The sequence below is a fragment of the Streptosporangium sp. NPDC002607 genome (genome assembly GCF_053592655.1).
Window position 1 is genome coordinate 70,605 of record NZ_JBSFWD010000014.1, and the last position, 17,467, is coordinate 88,071.

A 17,467-nucleotide genomic window follows, 5' to 3' on the forward strand; every position below is an offset into this window, starting at 1 on the left:
AATTTACCGATCCGTTACCTGCCCACGTGGTGTCATTATCGGATATTGTCGCGAGTCGTTACTGCGTAACCCCAGGTCAAGGTCATTGGAGTCCTGTTTCCATGAAACCGCCGCTGCTGCTCATCGGGCAGGGCTCGCACGACGACAACGGATCCGCTGAATTCGGTAGGTTCATCCACCGGCTCCGCTGTCGCCTGGACCAGACGGCGGCCGACGTCTCCGGCGGCTACATCGCCAAGGCCAGGCCACGCCTCAGTGACTCCGTCGCATCGCTGGTCGCGCGCGGGCACCACCGGATGGTGGCCCAGCCCATGAGTCTCACCGGCGGTACGTGGCTCGGCACGGACATCCCCTCCGCGATAGCCCGCGAGCGGGAGAGACATCCCATGCTCACCTGCGACTACGGCCGTTCCCTGGGCTCCGACCCCCGTATTCTCGCGCTGCTCGCCGAGCGTCTGGCCGACGCCGCCGCCGAGGTCGCCAGCCTCCGGCTGGTCCCCGCCGCCGCCGGGCCGCTCGACGAGGAACCCGAGCACATCGAGATCGGCGAGACCGCCGTCGTGCTGGTCGGTGACGGCTCCACCAGCCCCGAGACCAACGCCGACGTGCACCGGGTCTCCCGGCTCTTCTGGGAGACCCACGCCCACGAGTACATGACCGTGGAGACGGCGTTCGTCTCCCTCACCCCGCCCGGCGTCCCCGGGGGCATCGAGCGCTGCCGCCGCCTCGGTGCCAAGCGCGTGATCGTCGTGCCCTACCTGCTCTTCGCCGGCGGCCTGCTCGACCGCGTCTGGGCTCAGGCCATGGCCTACGCCGCAGGCCACTCGAACCTGGACGTCCGCTGCGCCGACGTCATCGGCGACTGCGAGGGCCTGGCCGACGTGGTCATCGAGCGCTACGAGGAGGCGCTCAGCGGCATCGCCTGGTGATCCCGTGATGGTTTTGGTGTTTTTCCGGCTGGTTTCTGGAGGAGACTGAAGCGCATGACCATCCTCGAAGAGATCATCGCGGCGATCCGTCCCGCCGACCCGGCGGCCGTCGCCGAGGCCCGAGCCCACCAGGACCGCCTGACCAAGCCCAGGGGCGCGCTGGGCGCGCTGGAGGACGTGGCGATACGGCTGGCCGGGGCCGCGGCGGTCAGCCCGCCACCACTCCCGGTTCCCGCGGCTCTGGCGATCTTCGCCGCCGACCATGGTGTCCACGCCAGGGGCGTGACCCCGTGGCCGCAGGAGGTCACCCTGCAGATGGTCGGCAACTTCCTCGCGGGCGGCGCCGTGGCCAACGCCTTCGCCGCCCAGGTGGGTGCCTCGGTGACGGTCGTCGACGTCGGTGTGGCCGCCGACCTCGACCCCGCGCCAGGACTGACGATCAGTAAGGTCGCGTACGGTACGGCCGACCTGTCCCGCGGACCGGCGATGACCCCCGAGCAGGCGGTCGCGGCCCTGGAGGCCGGGATCGCCCATGCCCGCGAGCTCGTCGACGGAGGCGCCCGCTGCCTGATCACCGGAGACATGGGCATCGCCAACACCACCGCCTCGGCCGCGTTGATCTGCGCGTTCACCGGGCACGAAGCGGCGGCCGTGACCGGCAGGGGCACCGGTATCGACGGCGAGACCCTGGAACGCAAGGTCGAGGTGGTCCGCGAGGCACTCCGGGTGAACGGCCTGGAGCGCGAGCCGGGTGCCGCCTCCTCGGTGTCCGCGCTGGAGACGCTGGCCGCGGTCGGCGGCCTGGAACACGCGGCGATCGCCGGATTCGTCCTCGCCGGGGCCGCTCTGCGGGTGCCGGTCATCCTGGACGGTGTCATCGCGGGGGCGGCGGCACTGGCGGCGGCGGCGATGGCGCCCGACGTCGTCGACCACTGCGTGGCCGGGCACCGCTCGGCCGAACCCGGTCACGCCGCGGCCCTGGATCACCTGGGCCTGCGCCCCCTGGTGGAGTTGGAACTCCGGCTCGGCGAGGGCACCGGCGGCCTGCTCGCCCACCCGCTCGTCTGCGCCGCGGCCAGGGTGATGCACGAGGTCGCGACCTTCGATTCCGCCGGTGTGACAGACAAGGAAGCCTGACCTGCGGAAGTCTTGAAGCCGACCGGTTGACAACAGTCAGCCGTCTCTTGACACCTGTTAACACAGGTGCAGCAAAGAGAGCGTCGTTAGCCGGTAGGTTTACCTCTTAAGCACGTCATGATTCACAATTCCTCGTGAACGGGAGATCGGTCGCCATGTCGCCCTACCTGCTCGGCTTGCGCCTCTCCGGGCGGCGGGTACTCGTCGTGGGCGGTGGGCGCGTCGCCCAGCGGCGTGTGCCGGCGCTGCTCGACGCGGGCGCACTGGTCACCATCGTCTCGACGAGCGTCACGCACGCCCTCGACGATCTCATCGCGACAGGCCGCGTGACCTGGGAGGCCAGGCGCTACCAGGCCGGCGACGTCGACGGGGCCTGGCTGGTGCAGGCCTGCACGGACAACCCCGAGGTGAACGCCGCCGTGGCCGAGGAGGCCGAGGCGAAGCGGATCTGGTGCGTGCGCGCCGACGACAAGGACGCCTCCGCGGCCTGGACCCCCGCCAGCGGCAAGGTGGACGAGATCAGTGTGGCGATCACCGCCGGAGGCGATCCCCGGCGTGCCGCCGGGATCAGGGACGCCGTGGTGGGCGCTCTCAGGGACGGTACGGTCGACGCCCGGCGCAACCGTACCAAGCTCGTGGGCGTCGCCCTGGTCGGTGGCGGTCCCGGCGACCCCGGCCTGATCACGGTCCGTGGACGGCAGTTGCTGGCCCAGGCCGACGTGGTCGTCGCCGACCGTCTCGCCCCGCAGGCCCTGCTCGACGAGCTCTCCCCGGACGTCGAGCTGATCGACGCCGCGAAGATCCCCTACGGTCGCTACATGGCCCAGGAGAGGATCAACGAGCTGCTGATCGAGCACGCCAGGCAGGGCAAGTTCGTGGTCCGGCTCAAGGGAGGCGACCCGTTCGTCTTCGGCCGCGGTGGCGAGGAGTTGCTCGCCTGCGCCCGCGCGGGCATCCCGGTGGTCGTGGTCCCCGGCATCACCAGCCCGGTCGCGGTACCGGCCGCCGCCAACGTGCCCGTGACGCATCGCGGCGTCAGCCAGGAACTCCATGTGATCTCCGTACACGTCCCGCCGGGCGACGAGAGATCCACGGTCGACTGGCCCAATCTGGCCAGATCCGGCGGCACGCTGGTGCTTATGATGGCGGTCGAACGGATCGGGGTGATCGCCGAAACGCTGCTCCATAACGGACGTTCGCCGGAAACTCCCGTAATGGTGGTACAGGACGGTACCCTTCCGACCCAGCGCGCTCTTTACGCCACGCTCTCCACCGTGGCGGAGCGCGTAAGCGCGGCTGAGATTCGGCCCCCTGCGATCGTGATCGTCGGTGATGTCGTGAAGGTCGGCCAGGAGGTCGAGATGGTTCGAGCGGAGCGAGTACCGTGAAATCGGCTTCCAACAGGCCTCCCCATTCGGGTGGTGGCCGTGACCCTCGCCTCGCCGGCACCCCCCAGGAGCCATCTGGCGGCCCCCCGCCGGATGACCAGGAATCCCCCGGCGAGCAGACGGTGACCTTCGGCGCCATCCGTCCAGACGATGACGCCGCCTCCATCCGCGCCCGCACCCGGCCCGCCGCCGGGGCGGCCGGTCCCGCCGCGCCCCCCGGCAGAACAGCGGGTCCCGCCACGCCTCCGGGCAGGAGGGCCGGTCCAGCCGCCCCGGGCGGGGCGGCCGATCCAGCCGCCCCACCCGCTTCGAAGGAGGCGATGGCGGCCTTCCACGCCGCCGCGGCCGCCGCCCAGGCCACGATCGCCGCCATCACCACCTCCCGGGAGGTGGCCAAGCCCACCTCCGCCGACGCCCCGGGCAGCCGTCCTCCGGGTGCCTCCCGCAGCGGTCCCGCCACGGCCTCGCCCGGTGCGGTCTCCGGTCCGAACGCCTCCCCGGCCGCTTCCCGCGGCGGTGCCCCCGCCCCGCAGAGGGCCCCCCGTGGTGGTGGCCCCGCCTCGCCGGGTGCTCCCAGTGGAGGCGCTCCCGCCCCGCCGGGGGCGGCCCCGGGCCGGGGTGTCCCTCCTTCCCCCGGCGCTTCGCGTGGTGGTGGCCCTGCCACCACTCCTCCCGGTGCCCCTCCGAGGCCGGGTGCTCCCGCCTCCCAGGGGGGTTTTGCGGGAGCTTCTCGCGGGGACGGCCCCGCCGAGGGCTCTCGCGGTGCGACTTTCCGTCCAGGGCCCGCTTTCCCGAGCGCTCCCCGTGCCGGCGGTGGCCCCGTCACACCTTCTCCCCAGGCCGGTCCCGGTGCGCTCTTTCGCCCAGGTGCCCCCGTTCCCCCGAGCGCTCCCCGCGGCGGTGCCCCCGCCCCTCCCGCACCCGGCGCTTTCGGGGGTGGCGCCTCCGGTTCCGCCCCTGGAGAAGGTGCCGCAGGCTCCTCCCGTACGGCCAACGAGGGCTTCTCCCCCCGGGCCGAGGGGGGCGGGCCCGCGCCCGGAGTTCCCGGCGCCGAGGCCGCCGCTCCGCCCCTTCGGGTGAACAGACCCCAGGAGAAGCAGGAGGAGCCCGGGAAGGGCGCCGAGTCCGACGAGGTCGTCGTCCTCCTCGCGGATGACGGTGAGATCGGGGACGCGCGGCGGGAGGGGCGTCGCGAGGGGCCGGAAAACGAAGCGGAGAGCGACGCCGGGATGCCTGGCGCCGGCGGAGCCGAGGATGGCGGCGAGGCCGGAGAGCGGGCCCTGGCCGGCGACGGGACTCAGCGCGACGCCGAGCCCGCCGAGATCGATGAGCAGGCTCCGCGGGAGGACGAGACCGATGAGAGCGGCGAAGAGACCCGGCGCGACGGCGAGGCCGGTGCCGAGGTCCTGGACGGGGCCGGCGACGCGGACGGGAACGACGGGAACGAGAAGGCCGGAGGCGAGGAGGACGCGGGGTCGCCGGGCGACCGGATGCGGGAGACGCCGCTTCCCGACGCCGTCTCCGAAGCCCTGAGCAGCGCGCTCACCGCCGTACGCACCGGTGTCACCGACCTCGGTTTCGGCCTGGACATCCCCGGGGCCGAGGAGGCCAGGCGGGTCCAGAGTGAGATCCTGGCCCAGCTCGACGACTACGTGATCCCCCGCGTCCACACGAGCACCGCGCCCGCCCTCGTCGTGGTCGCGGGCTCCACCGGCGCGGGCAAGTCCACGCTCCTCAACACGCTGGCCAACGCCAGGGTCAGCGCGACCGGCGTGCGCCGTCCGACGACCGGAACGCCTGTCCTGGCCTGCCACCCCGACGATCACGAGTGGTTCGCCAAGGGCGACCTGCTCGGTAGCCTCCGGCGGCTCAGCGAGCCCGACCCCGAGGCGGCCTCCGACGGCCTTGTGCTCGTCTCCACCGAGCGCCTACCTCCCGGTGTGGCACTGCTCGACACCCCCGACATCGACTCGGTGGTCGAGGAGCACCACGAGATCGCGCATCGCATGCTCGACGCGGCCGATCTGTGGATCTTCGTCACCACCGCCGCCCGCTACGCCGACGCCCCGGCCTGGCGGCTGCTCCGCCTGGCCAAGGAGCGCGGAGCCAAGCTGGCCATCGTGCTCTCCAGGGTGCCGCCCAAGTCCAGAGAAGTGATCACCAAGCACTTCGTCAGGATGCTCACCGAGTACGGTCTCGGCGAGGTCGACCGGTTCGTCGTCAACGAGGGCAAGGTCACCGACGGCATGCTCCCCGACCACGAGGTGAGCGAGCTGCGCCTCTGGCTGACCGAGCTGTCGGTTGACGAGCGGCGTCGCGAGCAGGCCGTGCGGGCCACCCTGGACGGGGTGCTGAACAGCTTCCGCACTCGTGTCCCCGCCCTGGCCAAGCAGCTGGAGATCCAGGTCGCCTTCCGCAGAGACCTCCGCGCCGACGTGGAGAGCGCCTATGCCCAGGCACTGGTCGAGATCGACGAGAGCACCGGCGACGGCTCGCTGCTCCGGGGTGAGGTCCTCGCCCGCTGGCAGGACTTCGCCGGTTCCGGCGATCTCATGCGTACCCTCCAGCTGCGCAAGCCCGGCCGTCTCGCGGGCAAGGCGAGCCATCAGGCACCCGAGCGGCTCAGCGCGCTGAGATCCGCGCTGCGGACGGGGTTGGAGTCGGTGGTCGTCTCGGCGGCGCAACGGGCCGCGGAGGAGGCCGCCTCGCGCTGGTTGAACCGTCCGGGCGCGCAGGAGGTCCTGGCGACGGCCGCCGAGCTCGGGCACGCGTCCGACGATCTCCCGCGCAGGGCCGGCCGGACCATCGCGGCCTGGCAGGAGCACATCACCGAGCTGATCCGCACCGAGGGGGTGACCAAGCGATCGGTGGCCAGGGTGATCTCGTTCGACGTCGAGTCCCTGTCGCTGATCCTGACCATCGGGCTGCTCGGTTACGGCGCCTCGGAGGCGCGGAACGGCACCGGTGCGTTGCCGCAACGGCTGGTACACGCGCTGCTCGGCGCGGAGTCGCTGCGCAACATCGGGGTGAAGGCCCGAAGCGATCTCCGCGCCCGGATCGGCATGCTCTTCGACGACGAGACGGCGCGTTACATCCAGGCTCTCGATGGCGCCGGCATACCGGATGAATCCGCCGCCACCCGCCTTTACCAGGCAACGTACAACCTTGAGGTCGCCCGATGAGTGTTGGCACCACCCAGTCACGCCAAGGGCTCGGCAGCCGGCTCGCCGCGCTGGCTCGGATCGTGGAGCTGGGGCCGGGCAGGGTCGAGCCCAAGCTCCTCACCGAGTCGGGGCAGCTGCTGCTGCGTGCCGGTGACAGGCTCAAGCTCTCCTCCGACCACACGGTGGTCGCGCTCGCGGGGGGCACGGGCAGCGGCAAGTCGACGCTGTTCAACTCGATCTCCGGCCTGGAGCTGTCGCCGACGGGAGTACGCCGCCCGACCACGGCCCGCACCCACGCCTGCGTCTGGGGCCTGGACGGCGCAGGCCCGCTGCTCGACTGGCTGCAGATCCAGTGGCGCCACCGCTTCGCGCGGGCCAGTGCCCTGGACCGCGGGGAGAGCCGGCTGCACGGGCTGATCCTGCTCGACCTGCCCGACCACGACTCCATCCGGGCGCTGACCGACACCGAGGCCGACCGGCTGATCCAGGTCGCGGACCTCGTCGTGTGGGTGCTCGACCCGCAGAAGTACGCCGACGCCTCCACGCACCGGCGCTACGTGACCGACCTGGCCGGGCATGAGGCGGTGACGGTCTTCGTGCTCAACCAGTCCGACCGGCTCGACGAGGAGGAGCTGGCCGAGTGCGTCGCGGACCTGGAGGACCTGCTCCACCGCGAGGGGGTCGAGCACCCCGTGGTCGTCACCACCTCGGCGATCACGGGTACGGGCGTGGACGACCTCAAGGCGGTCCTCGCCGAGACCGTGTCCAGGCGCAGGGCCGCCACCCAGCGCCTGGAGGCCGACCTCGACCGGCTGACGCTCCGCCTGGCGAAGGTCATGCCCGCCGACGGCACCCCGGCGCCGCCCTCCTCCATTGACGACGCCCGCCGGATCGGTCTCACCGACGCCCTCTGCGACGCGGCCGGAGTCCCCGCCGTCGGCGAGGCGATGGAGAACGTCTACGCCGCGAGGTCCGGTGAGTGGGTCGGCTGGCCCTACACCCGCTGGGCGGCCAAGCTCCGTCCTGATCCGCTGAACAGCCTGCGCCTGGGCGATCTGCGAGACGAGATCCGCGGCCTGACCGGTGGCTCGGTCAGCGCGCAGCCGGCCGAGGTGGACACCGCCGTCCACGCCCTGGCCGACGGCCTGACCTCCGGCATGCACGAGGCGTGGCAGAGCGGGATCAGGGACGCCGCGCGCTCCCGCTCGGCACAGTTGCCCCAGGTGCTGTCGGAGGAGCTCTCAGAGGTCGCACCGCGCCTGGACAGGGTGCCCGGCTGGTGGCGGCTGCTTCTCGCCTGGCAGTACCTGCTGGTCCTGCTCTTCGTCGCGGGCCTCGCCTGGGTCGGTACGGCTCTGGTCTACGGCGTGTTCGGCACCGGGAAGCCGCCGGCGGGGCTGGAGGTGTTCGGCGACGCCGCCTCGCTGCCGTGGGTGGGGCTGATGATGCTCTCGGTACTCGGGCTCGGGTTGCTCACCGCGGTGGCCAGCCGCAACTTCATCGTGCTCGGCGCGGGCAACGAGCGTGACGCGCTGGAGCGCGAGATGCGCCGCAGGGTCGCCGGGCTCGCGGAGAGCATGGTGATCGAGCCGGTGGAGCGCGAGCTGACCCGCTACAACGAGTTCTACTCGGCCATGCGGAGCCTGCGAGGCTGATTCCCGGGGTTGTCCACAGCCTGGTCGAGTGTCCGGCGGTTGTCCCCAGAGCGCGATTCGGTGACTCGCGAGGGGTACGGCTCGGACCATCGTGTCTTTCACGCCGCCGGCACTCGGCCGGCTCTCATGGGAGGCACGATGAACGACATCTACGTCACGCTGACCGGTAACGTCGCGGCCACGCCGCGCCAGCACACCTTCCCCGACGGCTCCCGGGTCACCTCGCTCAAGATCGCCTCGACGAGTCGTTACTTCGATCGGGAGAACCAGCAGTGGCGCAACGGTGAGACGACCTACTTCGGAGTCCGCTGCTTCCGCGGGCTCGCCGACAACGTCGCCCAGTCGGTCCAGCTGGGCCAGCCAGTCGTCGTTCAGGGACGGTTGCGGATCCGCGAGTTCACCCACGAGGGTGAGCGCCGATTCATGCCCGAGGTGGAGGCCAACTCGCTCGGACACGACCTGCGCTGGGGGCTGGGGAGTTTCAGCAAGCCACAGCGCGGCGGCCCGGTCGCGGCCCTGGGCAGCGCGGAGCGGATCGAGCTCGATCGCGAGACGTCCGACTGGGCCATGAGCGGCGGTGCCCCCGTCGAGGCGGGGGCACCCGGCGCGCTGCCTCCGCTGCGGGCCGGGCTCGACGACGAGCGGGTCGCGCCGGGCGGCGGGCCGGCCGAGGGGGGTGCGATTCACGGAGAGGCCGCAGAGGCCGCCTCGCGTGCGGTGGATCACGGCTCCGCCGGGGAGGAGTCGGCGGTGGGAGAGGCCGTGACCAGGAGAAGGAAGGCGGCGAAGGGCACGACGAGGCGGGTGCAGGCGGTGGATGCGGACGACCCGGCCGCGGGGGTCACCGGGGAGGAAACGGCCGGGGCCGTGCCGGGCGCGGTGAAGATCCACCCAGATGTGAGCGATGAGGCGCCCTGGCCGACACGGGAGCGCGTGGCGGCCTGAGCCGCCTCCCGTTGGGAGGCCCGGGCCGCAGGCCTCCCAACCCGATCGGCTGTTCGGAACCGGAGAGGTGGGTGGAGGAATCGTTCGAGGTGGGCAGGGAGTCGAATTCGGGCAGGGGGATGGGTGCGGGTCCGCGCAGGGGAAGAACGCGGACAGCGGGATGGGGCGGATTCGAACACAAGACTTGGAACGGAAGATTCAGCGGAGAAGATTTCGGACGGGAGATGAGGACGGGCAGGCTTCCGATGAAGTGCGGACTTCGCAGGGGCGGGATGTCTGACGGAAGTGCAAGGCCTCGCACGGTAATAGGGCCTGGTTCGGGCGGAGTGAGGGGGCATCGGCCGGACGCGGTCGGTGTCTCACCACGGAAGCGCGGGGACGCCGAGATAACCAGCCGATGGTCTTGCCCGTGTCAGATGCCCAGGACACCTGTTTAGGTCCAGGTCACGCCCCGCAGCATGGCTTGCTCCTTTCCCACACGGCCCGCTCGCGAGGGAGCGGTTTCCAAAACGTAGGTCAACCGGTGGGCTGGCCCACTCCGTCAAAGGTAGCGGTTCCCATCGCGCGTCGCACACTCCGCAACTATTGTGTTACACATCGTTAGTCGGAGAGGGGGACGACATGGCGGCTCCCAGCCACACCTCGGTCAAACCGCGCGACGGCATGACACCCTTGGCCGATCGCTGGCCCCTGCTTGGACAGCGTCGCCCGCTGGTCGGCTACCTCTGCGGGGTAGTAGCGCTGGATCTCGCCGCGATCGTGTTCTTCCTGGCATCCGGGGTCTTCCGCTGGTCCGATGTGCTGACCTTCACCGCGCTGATGGCGTGTGGAGCCGTGTGCATCGAGGCGACCCGGAGGCTCGGCATGCCGGCCGGTGTCCACCGGGACCTGCTCTCCGCCTGGTGGCTGCCCGCCGCGCTGCTGCTCCCGCCGCTCTACGCGCTTCTGGCGCCCATTCCGCTCCAGTTCCTGCTGCAGAGGCGGGTGCGCGCGACGGTCGTCTACCGGCGGGTCTTCAGCTCGGCGGCGATCGGCCTGGCCGGATGTGCGGCCTCCCTGCTCTTCCATGCCGCGGTCGGTGACCTGAACGCGCTGACCAGGGGCGAGGGCGGGCCGATCCTGGTGGCCGTCGGCTGTGCGGTCCTGTTCACGGTGATCAACACCGCGCTGATCGCCATCGCGGCGCACACCGCCGACCCCGACAGCCGCTGGCGGGAGGTCCTGTGGAACCGGGAGAACCTGCTCCTCGACGTCGTCGAGCTCTGCCTCGGCGTCATCATCTCCATCACCTGCGGGCTCAATCCGGCTCTGCTGGTCCTGGCGCTGCCCCCGGTGGTGCTGCTCCAGCGCAGCCTGCTTCACGCCCAGCTTCAGGCCGCGGCCCGCACCGACCTCAAGACCGGCCTGCTGAACGCCGCGGCCTGGCAGCGAGAGGCCGACACCGAGATCGTCAGAGCGCGTCGCACGGGGGAGACGCTCGCGCTGCTGATCGTCGACATCGACCACTTCAAGCGGGTCAACGACACCTACGGTCACCTGATCGGCGACCAGGTCCTCGTCGGGGTGGCCGACACCATCCGCAGCCAGCTGCGCGACTACGACGTGGTGGGCCGGTTCGGCGGTGAGGAGTTCGTCGTCCTGCTGCCCAGGGCCGACGTGACAGAGGCCCGCAGGGTTGCCGAGCGGCTGCGCTCCCGGGTGGGACGGATGGCGGTCCCGGCCGATGACAACATGATCACCGTGACCATCTCGGTCGGTGTCGCGATCATGAGTGTGCACGGGGACGACCTGATCGAACTGCTCGCCGCGGCCGACCTCGCCCTCTACCGTGCCAAGGAGCTCGGCCGCGACCGGATCTGCCTGTCGGCCACCATCGTGCCTCCGGCCCGCAGGCCCGGATCCGAGGCCGCCCCTAGCTGAACTTTCCAGGCCCTAAACTAAAGGCATGCCGGAGTACATCTACACACTGCAGCGCGTGCGCAAGGCGCACGGCGACAAGGTCGTCCTCGACGACGTGACGCTGTCGTTCCTGCCGGGCGCCAAGATCGGTGTCCTGGGTCCCAACGGCACCGGAAAGTCGACGCTGCTGAAGATGATGGCGGGCCTGGAGCAGCCGTCCAACGGCGACGCCCGGCTCATGCCCGGCTTCACCGTCGGCATGCTCCAGCAGGAGCCCCCCCTCAACGAATCCAAGACCGTCCTCGGCAACGTCGAAGAGGGCGTCGCCGAGACCAAGGCGATGCTCGACCGCTTCAACGAGATCGCCGAGCTGATGGCCACCGACTACAGCGACGAACTGCTCGACGAGATGGGCAAGCTCCAGGACGCCCTCGACCACCGCAACGGCTGGGATCTCGACAGCCAGCTGGAGCAGGCGATGGACGCCCTCCGCTGCCCCCCGCCGGACGCCGAGGTGACTCAGCTCTCCGGTGGAGAGCGCCGCCGGGTCGCCCTCTGCAAGCTGCTCCTGGAGCAGCCCGACCTGCTCCTGCTCGACGAGCCCACCAACCATCTCGACGCCGAGAGTGTCCAGTGGCTCGAGTCCCACCTGGAGAAGTACCCGGGCACCGTCCTGGCCGTCACCCACGACCGCTACTTCCTGGACAACGTGGCCAACTGGATCCTGGAGCTCGACCGCGGCCGTTGCCACGCGTACGAGGGGAACTACTCCACCTACCTGGAGGCCAAGACCGCGCGGCTCAGGCTCGAAGGTCAGAAGGACGCCAAGCGCAAGAAGCGCCTGGAGGAGGAGCTGGAGTGGGTCCGCTCCAACGCCAGGGCCCGCCAGACCAAGAGCCGGGCGCGCCTGCAGCGCTACGAGGAGATGGCCACCGAGGCCGACAAGTACCGCAAGCTCGACTTCGAGGAGATCCAGATCCCGCCGGGCCCGCGTCTGGGCACCACGGTGATCCGGGCCGAGAAGCTCACCAAGGGCTTCGAGGAGCGCGTCCTGATGGAGAGCCTCTCCTTCGACCTGCCGCGCAACGGCCTCGTCGGCATCATCGGTCCGAACGGTGTCGGCAAGACCACCCTGTTCCGGATGATCACCGGTAGCGAGACGCCGGACAGCGGTGAGATCATCGTCGGTGACACCGTCAAGATCTCTTATGCCGACCAGAGCCGGGGCGGGATCGACCCGACGAAGAACGTCTGGGAGGTCGTCTCCGACGGGCTCGACTACATCAAGGTCGGCCAGGTCGAGATGCCGTCGCGCGCCTACATCGCCGCGTTCGGGTTCAAGGGCCCGGACCAGCAGAAGAAGGCGGGCATCCTGTCCGGCGGAGAGCGCAACCGGCTCAACCTGGCGCTCACCCTCAAGCAGGGCGGCAACGTGCTCCTGCTCGACGAGCCCACCAACGACCTCGACACCGAGACACTCTCCAGCCTGGAGAACGCGCTGCTGGAGTTCCCCGGCTGCGCGGTCATCACCTCGCACGACCGGTGGTTCCTGGACCGCATCGCGACCCACATCCTGGCCTGGGAAGAGGGCTCGAACTGGTTCTGGTTCGAGGGCAACTACGCCGACTACGAGAAGAACAAGATCGAGCGTCTGGGTGCCGACGCGGCCCGGCCGCACCGCGTCACCTATCGCAAGCTCACCCGCGACTGACCCCGGTTTCCGGGACGGGCAGGGGCACCTGGCACGGGCCGTGTCAGGTGCTCTCCCGGTCGCGACCGAACGAGCCTCCGGTGCCCCGCCGTACGACGGGCAGCGGGGGCTCGCTACGGTTCTGGGTGTGTTTGGACAGAGCGTCGCGGACGAGGTCGGCCATGGCCACCGACATGTGTTCCCCAGGACTGTCAGGTTCGCCGACATCGACTCGCTGGGTCACGTCAACAACGTGCGGTTCCTCGACTATCTGGAGGACGCGCGGATGGGGATGTTCCACATCGACCCCCATCACGAGGGGAACGCCCCTTTCGCCGGGCTGGTGATCGCCCGGCATGAGATCGACTACCGGCGCCCCCTCACCTTCCGTCCCGACCCGGTCCGGGTGGAGTCGTGGGTGACGGAGATCCGTCCGGTACGGTTCACCCTCGCGTACGAGATCCGCGACGATGACGAAATCTTCGTCAAGGCCCGCTCGGTGATCGTGGCCTATGACGTGGAGAGTGCCTCCCCTCGGCGGCTGAGCCAGGACGAGATCGCCTACCTGCGCAGGTTCGCGGCGGACTGAGGCCTTTCCCCGGGCGAGGCGGGCCTTGTCCGGCCTCGGCAACCCGTACACGGATCGGCGGGCGGTGAACGGCCGTCCACCGTCCGCCGAAAGCCGTCAGACCTCGGGGGCGTACAGCCAGACCGCGCTGTCCGGCAGAAGCAGGTGGCCCTCCACCGGGGCGCTGCCGATCAGGACGCGGTCGTGCGGGGGCAGTCGCACCGGTTGGGAACCGCAGTTGACGGCGCAGATCAGGGAACCCCGGTTGAAGATGAGGGCGTCCTCGGCGCTCTCCTGCCAGATGATCTCTTCGGGCAACGTGCCGCGGAGGCCGCGGCGGACCCGCAGGACCTCCTGGTAGAAGCTCAGCGTTGAGCCGGGGTCGCTCGACTGGCGCTCGGCGGAGAGCACGGCCCACTCGACGGGCTGGGGCAGCCAGGACCGTGTTCCATCGGGCGAGAAGCCGTACGGTTCGGCCATGCCGGACCAGGGGATGGGAACCCGGCAGCCGTCGCGGCCGGGCAGCTCTCCCTTGGAACGGGCGAAGATGGGGTCCTGACGGGCCTGTGGGGGAAGATTCTTCACCTCGGGGAGGCCCAGTTCCTCCCCCTGGTAGAGATATGCGGAGCCCGGTAGGGCGAGCATGGTGAGCAGCGCCGCGCGGGCGCGGGCCAGGCCCGTGGTGGAGTTGGTCAGGCCGTCGCCGTACCGGGTCACATGGCGGACCACGTCGTGGTTGGAGAGCACCCAGGTGGGAGCGGTCACCGCGGCCAGTGTGTCATCGATGATCTTCTTGAACGCGGGTCCGGACCAGGGGGCCTCCAGCCAGGCGAAGTTGAAGCTCTGGTGGAGCTCGTCGGGGCGGAGGTAGAGCGCGAGATCCTCGACGGAGTCGGTCCAGACCTCGCCGACCGCCACCCGCTCGCCGTCGTAGGAGTCGAGCACCTTGCGCCAGGCGCGGTAGACCTCGTGCACCTCGGGTCGTCCCCAGATCGGCGACTCGGCCTTGAACGCCTGATCCTGCGGCGGGGTGTCCGGCAGGTCCTCGGCCTTGTACAGGCCCATCGCCACGTCGATCCTGAACCCGTCCACCCCCCGGTCGAGCCAGAACCGCAGCACGTCGAGGAACTCGGCGTGCACCTCGGGGTTGCGCCAGTTGAAGTCAGGTTGTTCCGCGGCGAAAAGGTGCAGGTACCACTGTCCCTCGGGGGTCCTGGTCCAGGCCGGGCCGCTGAAGGTCGACTGCCAGTTGTTGGGAGGCAGATCACCGCCGTCACGGAAGATGTAGCGATCGCGTCCCTCACCGCGCAGCGCGGCCTGGAACCACTCGTGAGCCGAGGAGCTGTGATTCGGGACGATGTCCACGATCACCCGGAGACCGAGCCGATGCGCCTCGGCGACGAGCTCGTCGAAGTCGGCGAGCGTGCCGAAGAGGGGGTCGACGTCACGATAGTCGGCCACGTCGTAGCCGCCGTCGGCCATGGGGGAGCGGTAGAAGGGGGTCAGCCAGATCGCGTCCACACCGAGTTCTGCGAGGTACGGCAGGCGCTGCCGGATGCCGGGCAGATCGCCGACGCCGTCTCCGGAGGCGTCGGCGAAGCTGCGAACGTAGATCTCGTAGACGACGGCATCACGCCACCAGGGGGATTCCATGTGCTTTGGACTGCCCCCGCTTGACGATGTTTATGCGTCAGGGGCGTTGATCATGCTGCTCGCCGCGTACACGAGATAGTCCCAGAGACGTTTCTCCAAGTCCTCGGGGAGCTTCAGGGAGAGCACCGCGTCGTGCATGTGCCTGAGCCAGGCGTCGTGCTCGACCGAGCGGATGACGAACGGGTTGTGCCGCATCCGCAGGCGCGGGTGGCCCCGCTGCGCGCTGTAGGTGCTGGGACCGCCCCAGTACTGGATGAGGAACAGGCGCAGCCGCTCTTCGGCCCCGTCGAGATCATCTTCGGGATAAAGCGGCCGTAGCACCGGATCGGCCGCCACTCCCTGGTAGAAGTGGTGCACGAGACGCCTGAAGGTCTCTTCACCGCCGACGGCGTCGTAGAAGGACTGGGATTCCCCGGGGGTAACGGACACGCCTCCAGCCTAATTGACGTCAGCCGGCGATCGGGATTTCGGCTCGGTCGAGGGCGGACTTGACCCGGATACGGAGCTCACGGGCGACCTCCGCCTGCCGGGAGGGGATGGTCTTGACACTGATCCTGAAGATGACGGCGGTGTCGGAGATCTGCTCGATACCCCAGACCTGCGGCTCCTCGACGATGATGGAGTCGCGGAAGGCGAGGTCGGTCCATATCTCGTCCGCGACCTGCTTGAGCAGGTCGCGGACCGCGGGGATGTCGGAGGCGTAGGCCACGGGCACGTCGACGGTGGCGCGGGACCAACCCTGGGACTCGTTGCCGACGCGGGTGATGGTGCCGTTACGGATGTACCAGACCCGGCCGTCGCTGTCGCGCAGGCGGGTGATGCGCAGGGTGACGGCCTCCACGGTGCCGATCGCGGTGCCCGTGTCGATCACGTCGCCCACGCCGTACTGGTCCTCCAAAAGCATGAACATGCCCGCGATGAAGTCCTTGACGAGTTCCTGGGCGCCGAAGCCGACCGCCACGCCCAGAATGCCCACGCTGGTCAGCAGGGGGGCGATGGGGACGGAGAGCCGCTCCAGGACGGTCAGCGCGGCGGTGCCCAGGATGATGATCGAGGCGACCGGCTTGAGCACGGAACCGATGGTCTCGGCCCGCTGTCTGCGCCGCTCGGCCACGATCGCGTCGAGGCCCTCCGGGGTCACCGCCTCCCTGCCGCGCAGCCGCCCCGCCAGGGACGCGCGCTCGGAGGAGGCCTTCCGCACCACCCGGCTGATCAGCCGGTGCGCCACGTTGCGCAGAAGCAGCGCGATGACCACGACCAGCGCGATGGCGATCATGCCTGCGATCGCGGGAGCCGCCCAGCTCACGGGGATGATCATCTGCACGAAGTCGCAGATCACTCCTCCGCCGTCCCCGCATCCCTTTGTCAGACCTGCGCTCATGTCGAGAAGCTCCTCAACCACGACTCCGGGGTCGGGGGTCGAGGTGACGCCGGGGGTCATGCTGGGAGTCAAGCTGGGGGTGGGGCTGGGGACGGGCGTGGGGGAAAGCAGGAACACGGAGTGGATCCCTCTCGGATCGGATCGACGAGTCAGATGGGCGAGTCATGCGACCTACCCATATTGCCGATCGAACCGGCCTCCGTCACATCACGCCGGGGAAGACGGGGACATCCGGATCTGGGGCCGCGGAGGCGGACCCGGATGCCCCGGTGACGGGCGGCCCGGACGGGACACGCACCCGGAAGCGTGTCCCGTGCCGTTCCCGAGGGGGATCCCTCCGGTCACCGCCCGGACGAGAGACCAGGCGGCAGCCTTTGCCTTACGGCAGTTCGTGGGCTTCGGCTCGCGAGAGCCTCCGCGGTTTCACCGTTGGGAGTCCGCGCCTGCCCGGCCGGCGGTCCCTCATGGAGCGCGGCACGGCCGGGCGGTCCGCTGATCCGGTTCGTGCGGACCGGTCCGGCCGGTCCGACGATTCGGAGCCGACGGGGTGACCAGCGTCCGAGGACGCTCCGCACCGGTCATCCCGTCGGCTCCGCCGGGCCGTGGTAGGTACGGCGCATCGGGCGGGTGAAGCCCTCCGCACCGCTCACCTCATTCCCCTACCGCGGCGAGTACGCGTGCGACCTTGGTCGCGGCACCGGCTGGGTCTTCCACCGTGTGCATCCGTTCACCCCAGGACCACCAGTAGTACCAATCCCGGTGGCTGGGGGTGGCGTGTGCTCGGCAGGTGACGTTCTCCGCGAGGCTGGTCGCCTTCGGGTTGATCACACGCACGAACGCACGACCGGAGTGGGTCCGCACCACACGGGCGTGCAGCCCGCGGCAGTCAAGCTCCGTCACCAGTCGTTCCAGGTGCCGGAAATCGTCTTCACCCACCTCGCCCCTCCTCGTGGTTTCGGTTTGCCGGCACCGAATCGTGTTCGCTCGATCACGCCTTCGGTGCTGCCCGCCAAAGATGACTCACGGCGGCCCTGTGGGTCAATTCAGGGAAAACCCAG

13 protein-coding genes are annotated in these 17,467 nt (G+C 70.0%); 9 read left to right on the plus strand and 4 right to left on the minus strand.

Features of this window, described 5'->3' with window-relative positions; genetic code table 11:
- Window positions 1-101 precede the first annotated feature (101 nt).
- The 9 genes from ACWD3H_RS18005 to ACWD3H_RS18045 all read left to right on the plus strand — a co-directional run bounded on the left by ACWD3H_RS18005 (window position 102) and on the right by ACWD3H_RS18045 (window position 13,396).
- Entirely contained in the window at window positions 102-929 is an 828-nt protein-coding gene (locus tag ACWD3H_RS18005; RefSeq protein WP_350921536.1) for a sirohydrochlorin chelatase, read from the plus strand.
- Window positions 930-983: 54 nt separating this feature from the next.
- Window positions 984-2,066, plus strand: a complete 1,083-nt coding sequence (gene cobT, locus ACWD3H_RS18010) for a nicotinate-nucleotide--dimethylbenzimidazole phosphoribosyltransferase (protein WP_451955760.1) — start codon at window positions 984-986, stop codon at window positions 2,064-2,066.
- A 155-nt stretch (window positions 2,067-2,221) separates the two neighbouring features.
- Window positions 2,222-3,454, plus strand: coding sequence for a uroporphyrinogen-III C-methyltransferase (gene cobA / locus ACWD3H_RS18015; RefSeq protein WP_451955808.1), 1,233 nt, complete (start codon window positions 2,222-2,224; stop codon window positions 3,452-3,454).
- A gap of 1,076 nt (window positions 3,455-4,530) precedes the next feature.
- Window positions 4,531-6,636: a dynamin family protein gene (locus ACWD3H_RS18020; RefSeq protein WP_451955761.1), complete on the plus strand. Its 2,106-nt coding sequence runs from the start codon at window positions 4,531-4,533 to the stop codon at window positions 6,634-6,636.
- Complete coding sequence (locus ACWD3H_RS18025; RefSeq protein WP_355555940.1) at window positions 6,633-8,273, plus strand: GTP-binding protein; 1,641 nt, start codon at window positions 6,633-6,635, stop codon at window positions 8,271-8,273. Before ACWD3H_RS18020 ends, ACWD3H_RS18025 begins: the two co-directional genes overlap by 4 nt.
- Before the next feature lie 138 nt (window positions 8,274-8,411).
- A complete protein-coding gene (locus ACWD3H_RS18030) occupies window positions 8,412-9,218 on the plus strand; it encodes a single-stranded DNA-binding protein (protein ID WP_451955762.1) in 807 nt (268 codons plus the stop codon).
- A 621-nt stretch (window positions 9,219-9,839) separates the two neighbouring features.
- Complete coding sequence (locus tag ACWD3H_RS18035; protein WP_355555946.1) at window positions 9,840-11,138, plus strand: GGDEF domain-containing protein; 1,299 nt, start codon at window positions 9,840-9,842, stop codon at window positions 11,136-11,138.
- 25 nt (window positions 11,139-11,163) lie between these two features.
- Window positions 11,164-12,828 carry an energy-dependent translational throttle protein EttA gene (gene ettA, locus ACWD3H_RS18040; protein WP_355555949.1) on the plus strand — a complete coding sequence of 555 codons (1,665 nt, stop codon included), beginning with the start codon at window positions 11,164-11,166 and terminating at the stop codon, window positions 12,826-12,828.
- Between the two features lie 127 nt (window positions 12,829-12,955).
- Window positions 12,956-13,396 (plus strand): acyl-CoA thioesterase, encoded by a 441-nt coding sequence (locus ACWD3H_RS18045; protein ID WP_451955763.1) that lies wholly within the window; start codon window positions 12,956-12,958, stop codon window positions 13,394-13,396.
- 96 nt (window positions 13,397-13,492) lie between these two features.
- On the opposite strand, the gene ACWD3H_RS18050 is transcribed toward ACWD3H_RS18045, so the two are convergent.
- The 4 genes from ACWD3H_RS18050 to ACWD3H_RS18065 all read right to left on the minus strand — a co-directional run bounded on the left by ACWD3H_RS18050 (window position 13,493) and on the right by ACWD3H_RS18065 (window position 17,345).
- Window positions 13,493-15,028 carry a glycoside hydrolase family 13 protein gene (locus ACWD3H_RS18050; RefSeq protein WP_451955764.1) on the minus strand — a complete coding sequence of 512 codons (1,536 nt, stop codon included), beginning with the start codon at window positions 15,026-15,028 and terminating at the stop codon, window positions 13,493-13,495.
- A 30-nt stretch (window positions 15,029-15,058) separates the two neighbouring features.
- Complete coding sequence (locus ACWD3H_RS18055) at window positions 15,059-15,457, minus strand: globin (RefSeq protein ID WP_030917961.1); 399 nt, start codon at window positions 15,455-15,457, stop codon at window positions 15,059-15,061.
- 19 nt (window positions 15,458-15,476) lie between these two features.
- Window positions 15,477-16,526, minus strand: a complete 1,050-nt coding sequence (locus tag ACWD3H_RS18060; RefSeq protein ID WP_355563310.1) for a mechanosensitive ion channel family protein — start codon at window positions 16,524-16,526, stop codon at window positions 15,477-15,479.
- A gap of 534 nt (window positions 16,527-17,060) precedes the next feature.
- A complete protein-coding gene (locus ACWD3H_RS18065) occupies window positions 17,061-17,345 on the minus strand; it encodes a hypothetical protein (RefSeq protein WP_350921562.1) in 285 nt (94 codons plus the stop codon).
- Window positions 17,346-17,467 lie beyond the last annotated feature (122 nt).

What these genes read in the sequence shown, in the direction of transcription:
- ettA (WP_355555949.1), top strand. Translation starts at nt 11,164, where the DNA reads ATGCCGGAGTACATCTACACACTGCAGCGCGTGCGCAAGGCGCACGGC.
- cobA (WP_451955808.1), top strand. Translation starts at nt 2,222, where the DNA reads ATGTCGCCCTACCTGCTCGGCTTGCGCCTCTCCGGGCGGCGGGTACTC.
- ACWD3H_RS18030 (WP_451955762.1), top strand. Translation starts at nt 8,412, where the DNA reads ATGAACGACATCTACGTCACGCTGACCGGTAACGTCGCGGCCACGCCG.
- ACWD3H_RS18050 (WP_451955764.1), bottom strand. Translation starts at nt 15,028, where the DNA reads ATGGAATCCCCCTGGTGGCGTGATGCCGTCGTCTACGAGATCTACGTT.
- ACWD3H_RS18025 (WP_355555940.1), top strand. Translation starts at nt 6,633, where the DNA reads ATGAGTGTTGGCACCACCCAGTCACGCCAAGGGCTCGGCAGCCGGCTC.
- cobT (WP_451955760.1), top strand. Translation starts at nt 984, where the DNA reads ATGACCATCCTCGAAGAGATCATCGCGGCGATCCGTCCCGCCGACCCG.
- ACWD3H_RS18005 (WP_350921536.1), top strand. Translation starts at nt 102, where the DNA reads ATGAAACCGCCGCTGCTGCTCATCGGGCAGGGCTCGCACGACGACAAC.
- ACWD3H_RS18035 (WP_355555946.1), top strand. Translation starts at nt 9,840, where the DNA reads ATGGCGGCTCCCAGCCACACCTCGGTCAAACCGCGCGACGGCATGACA.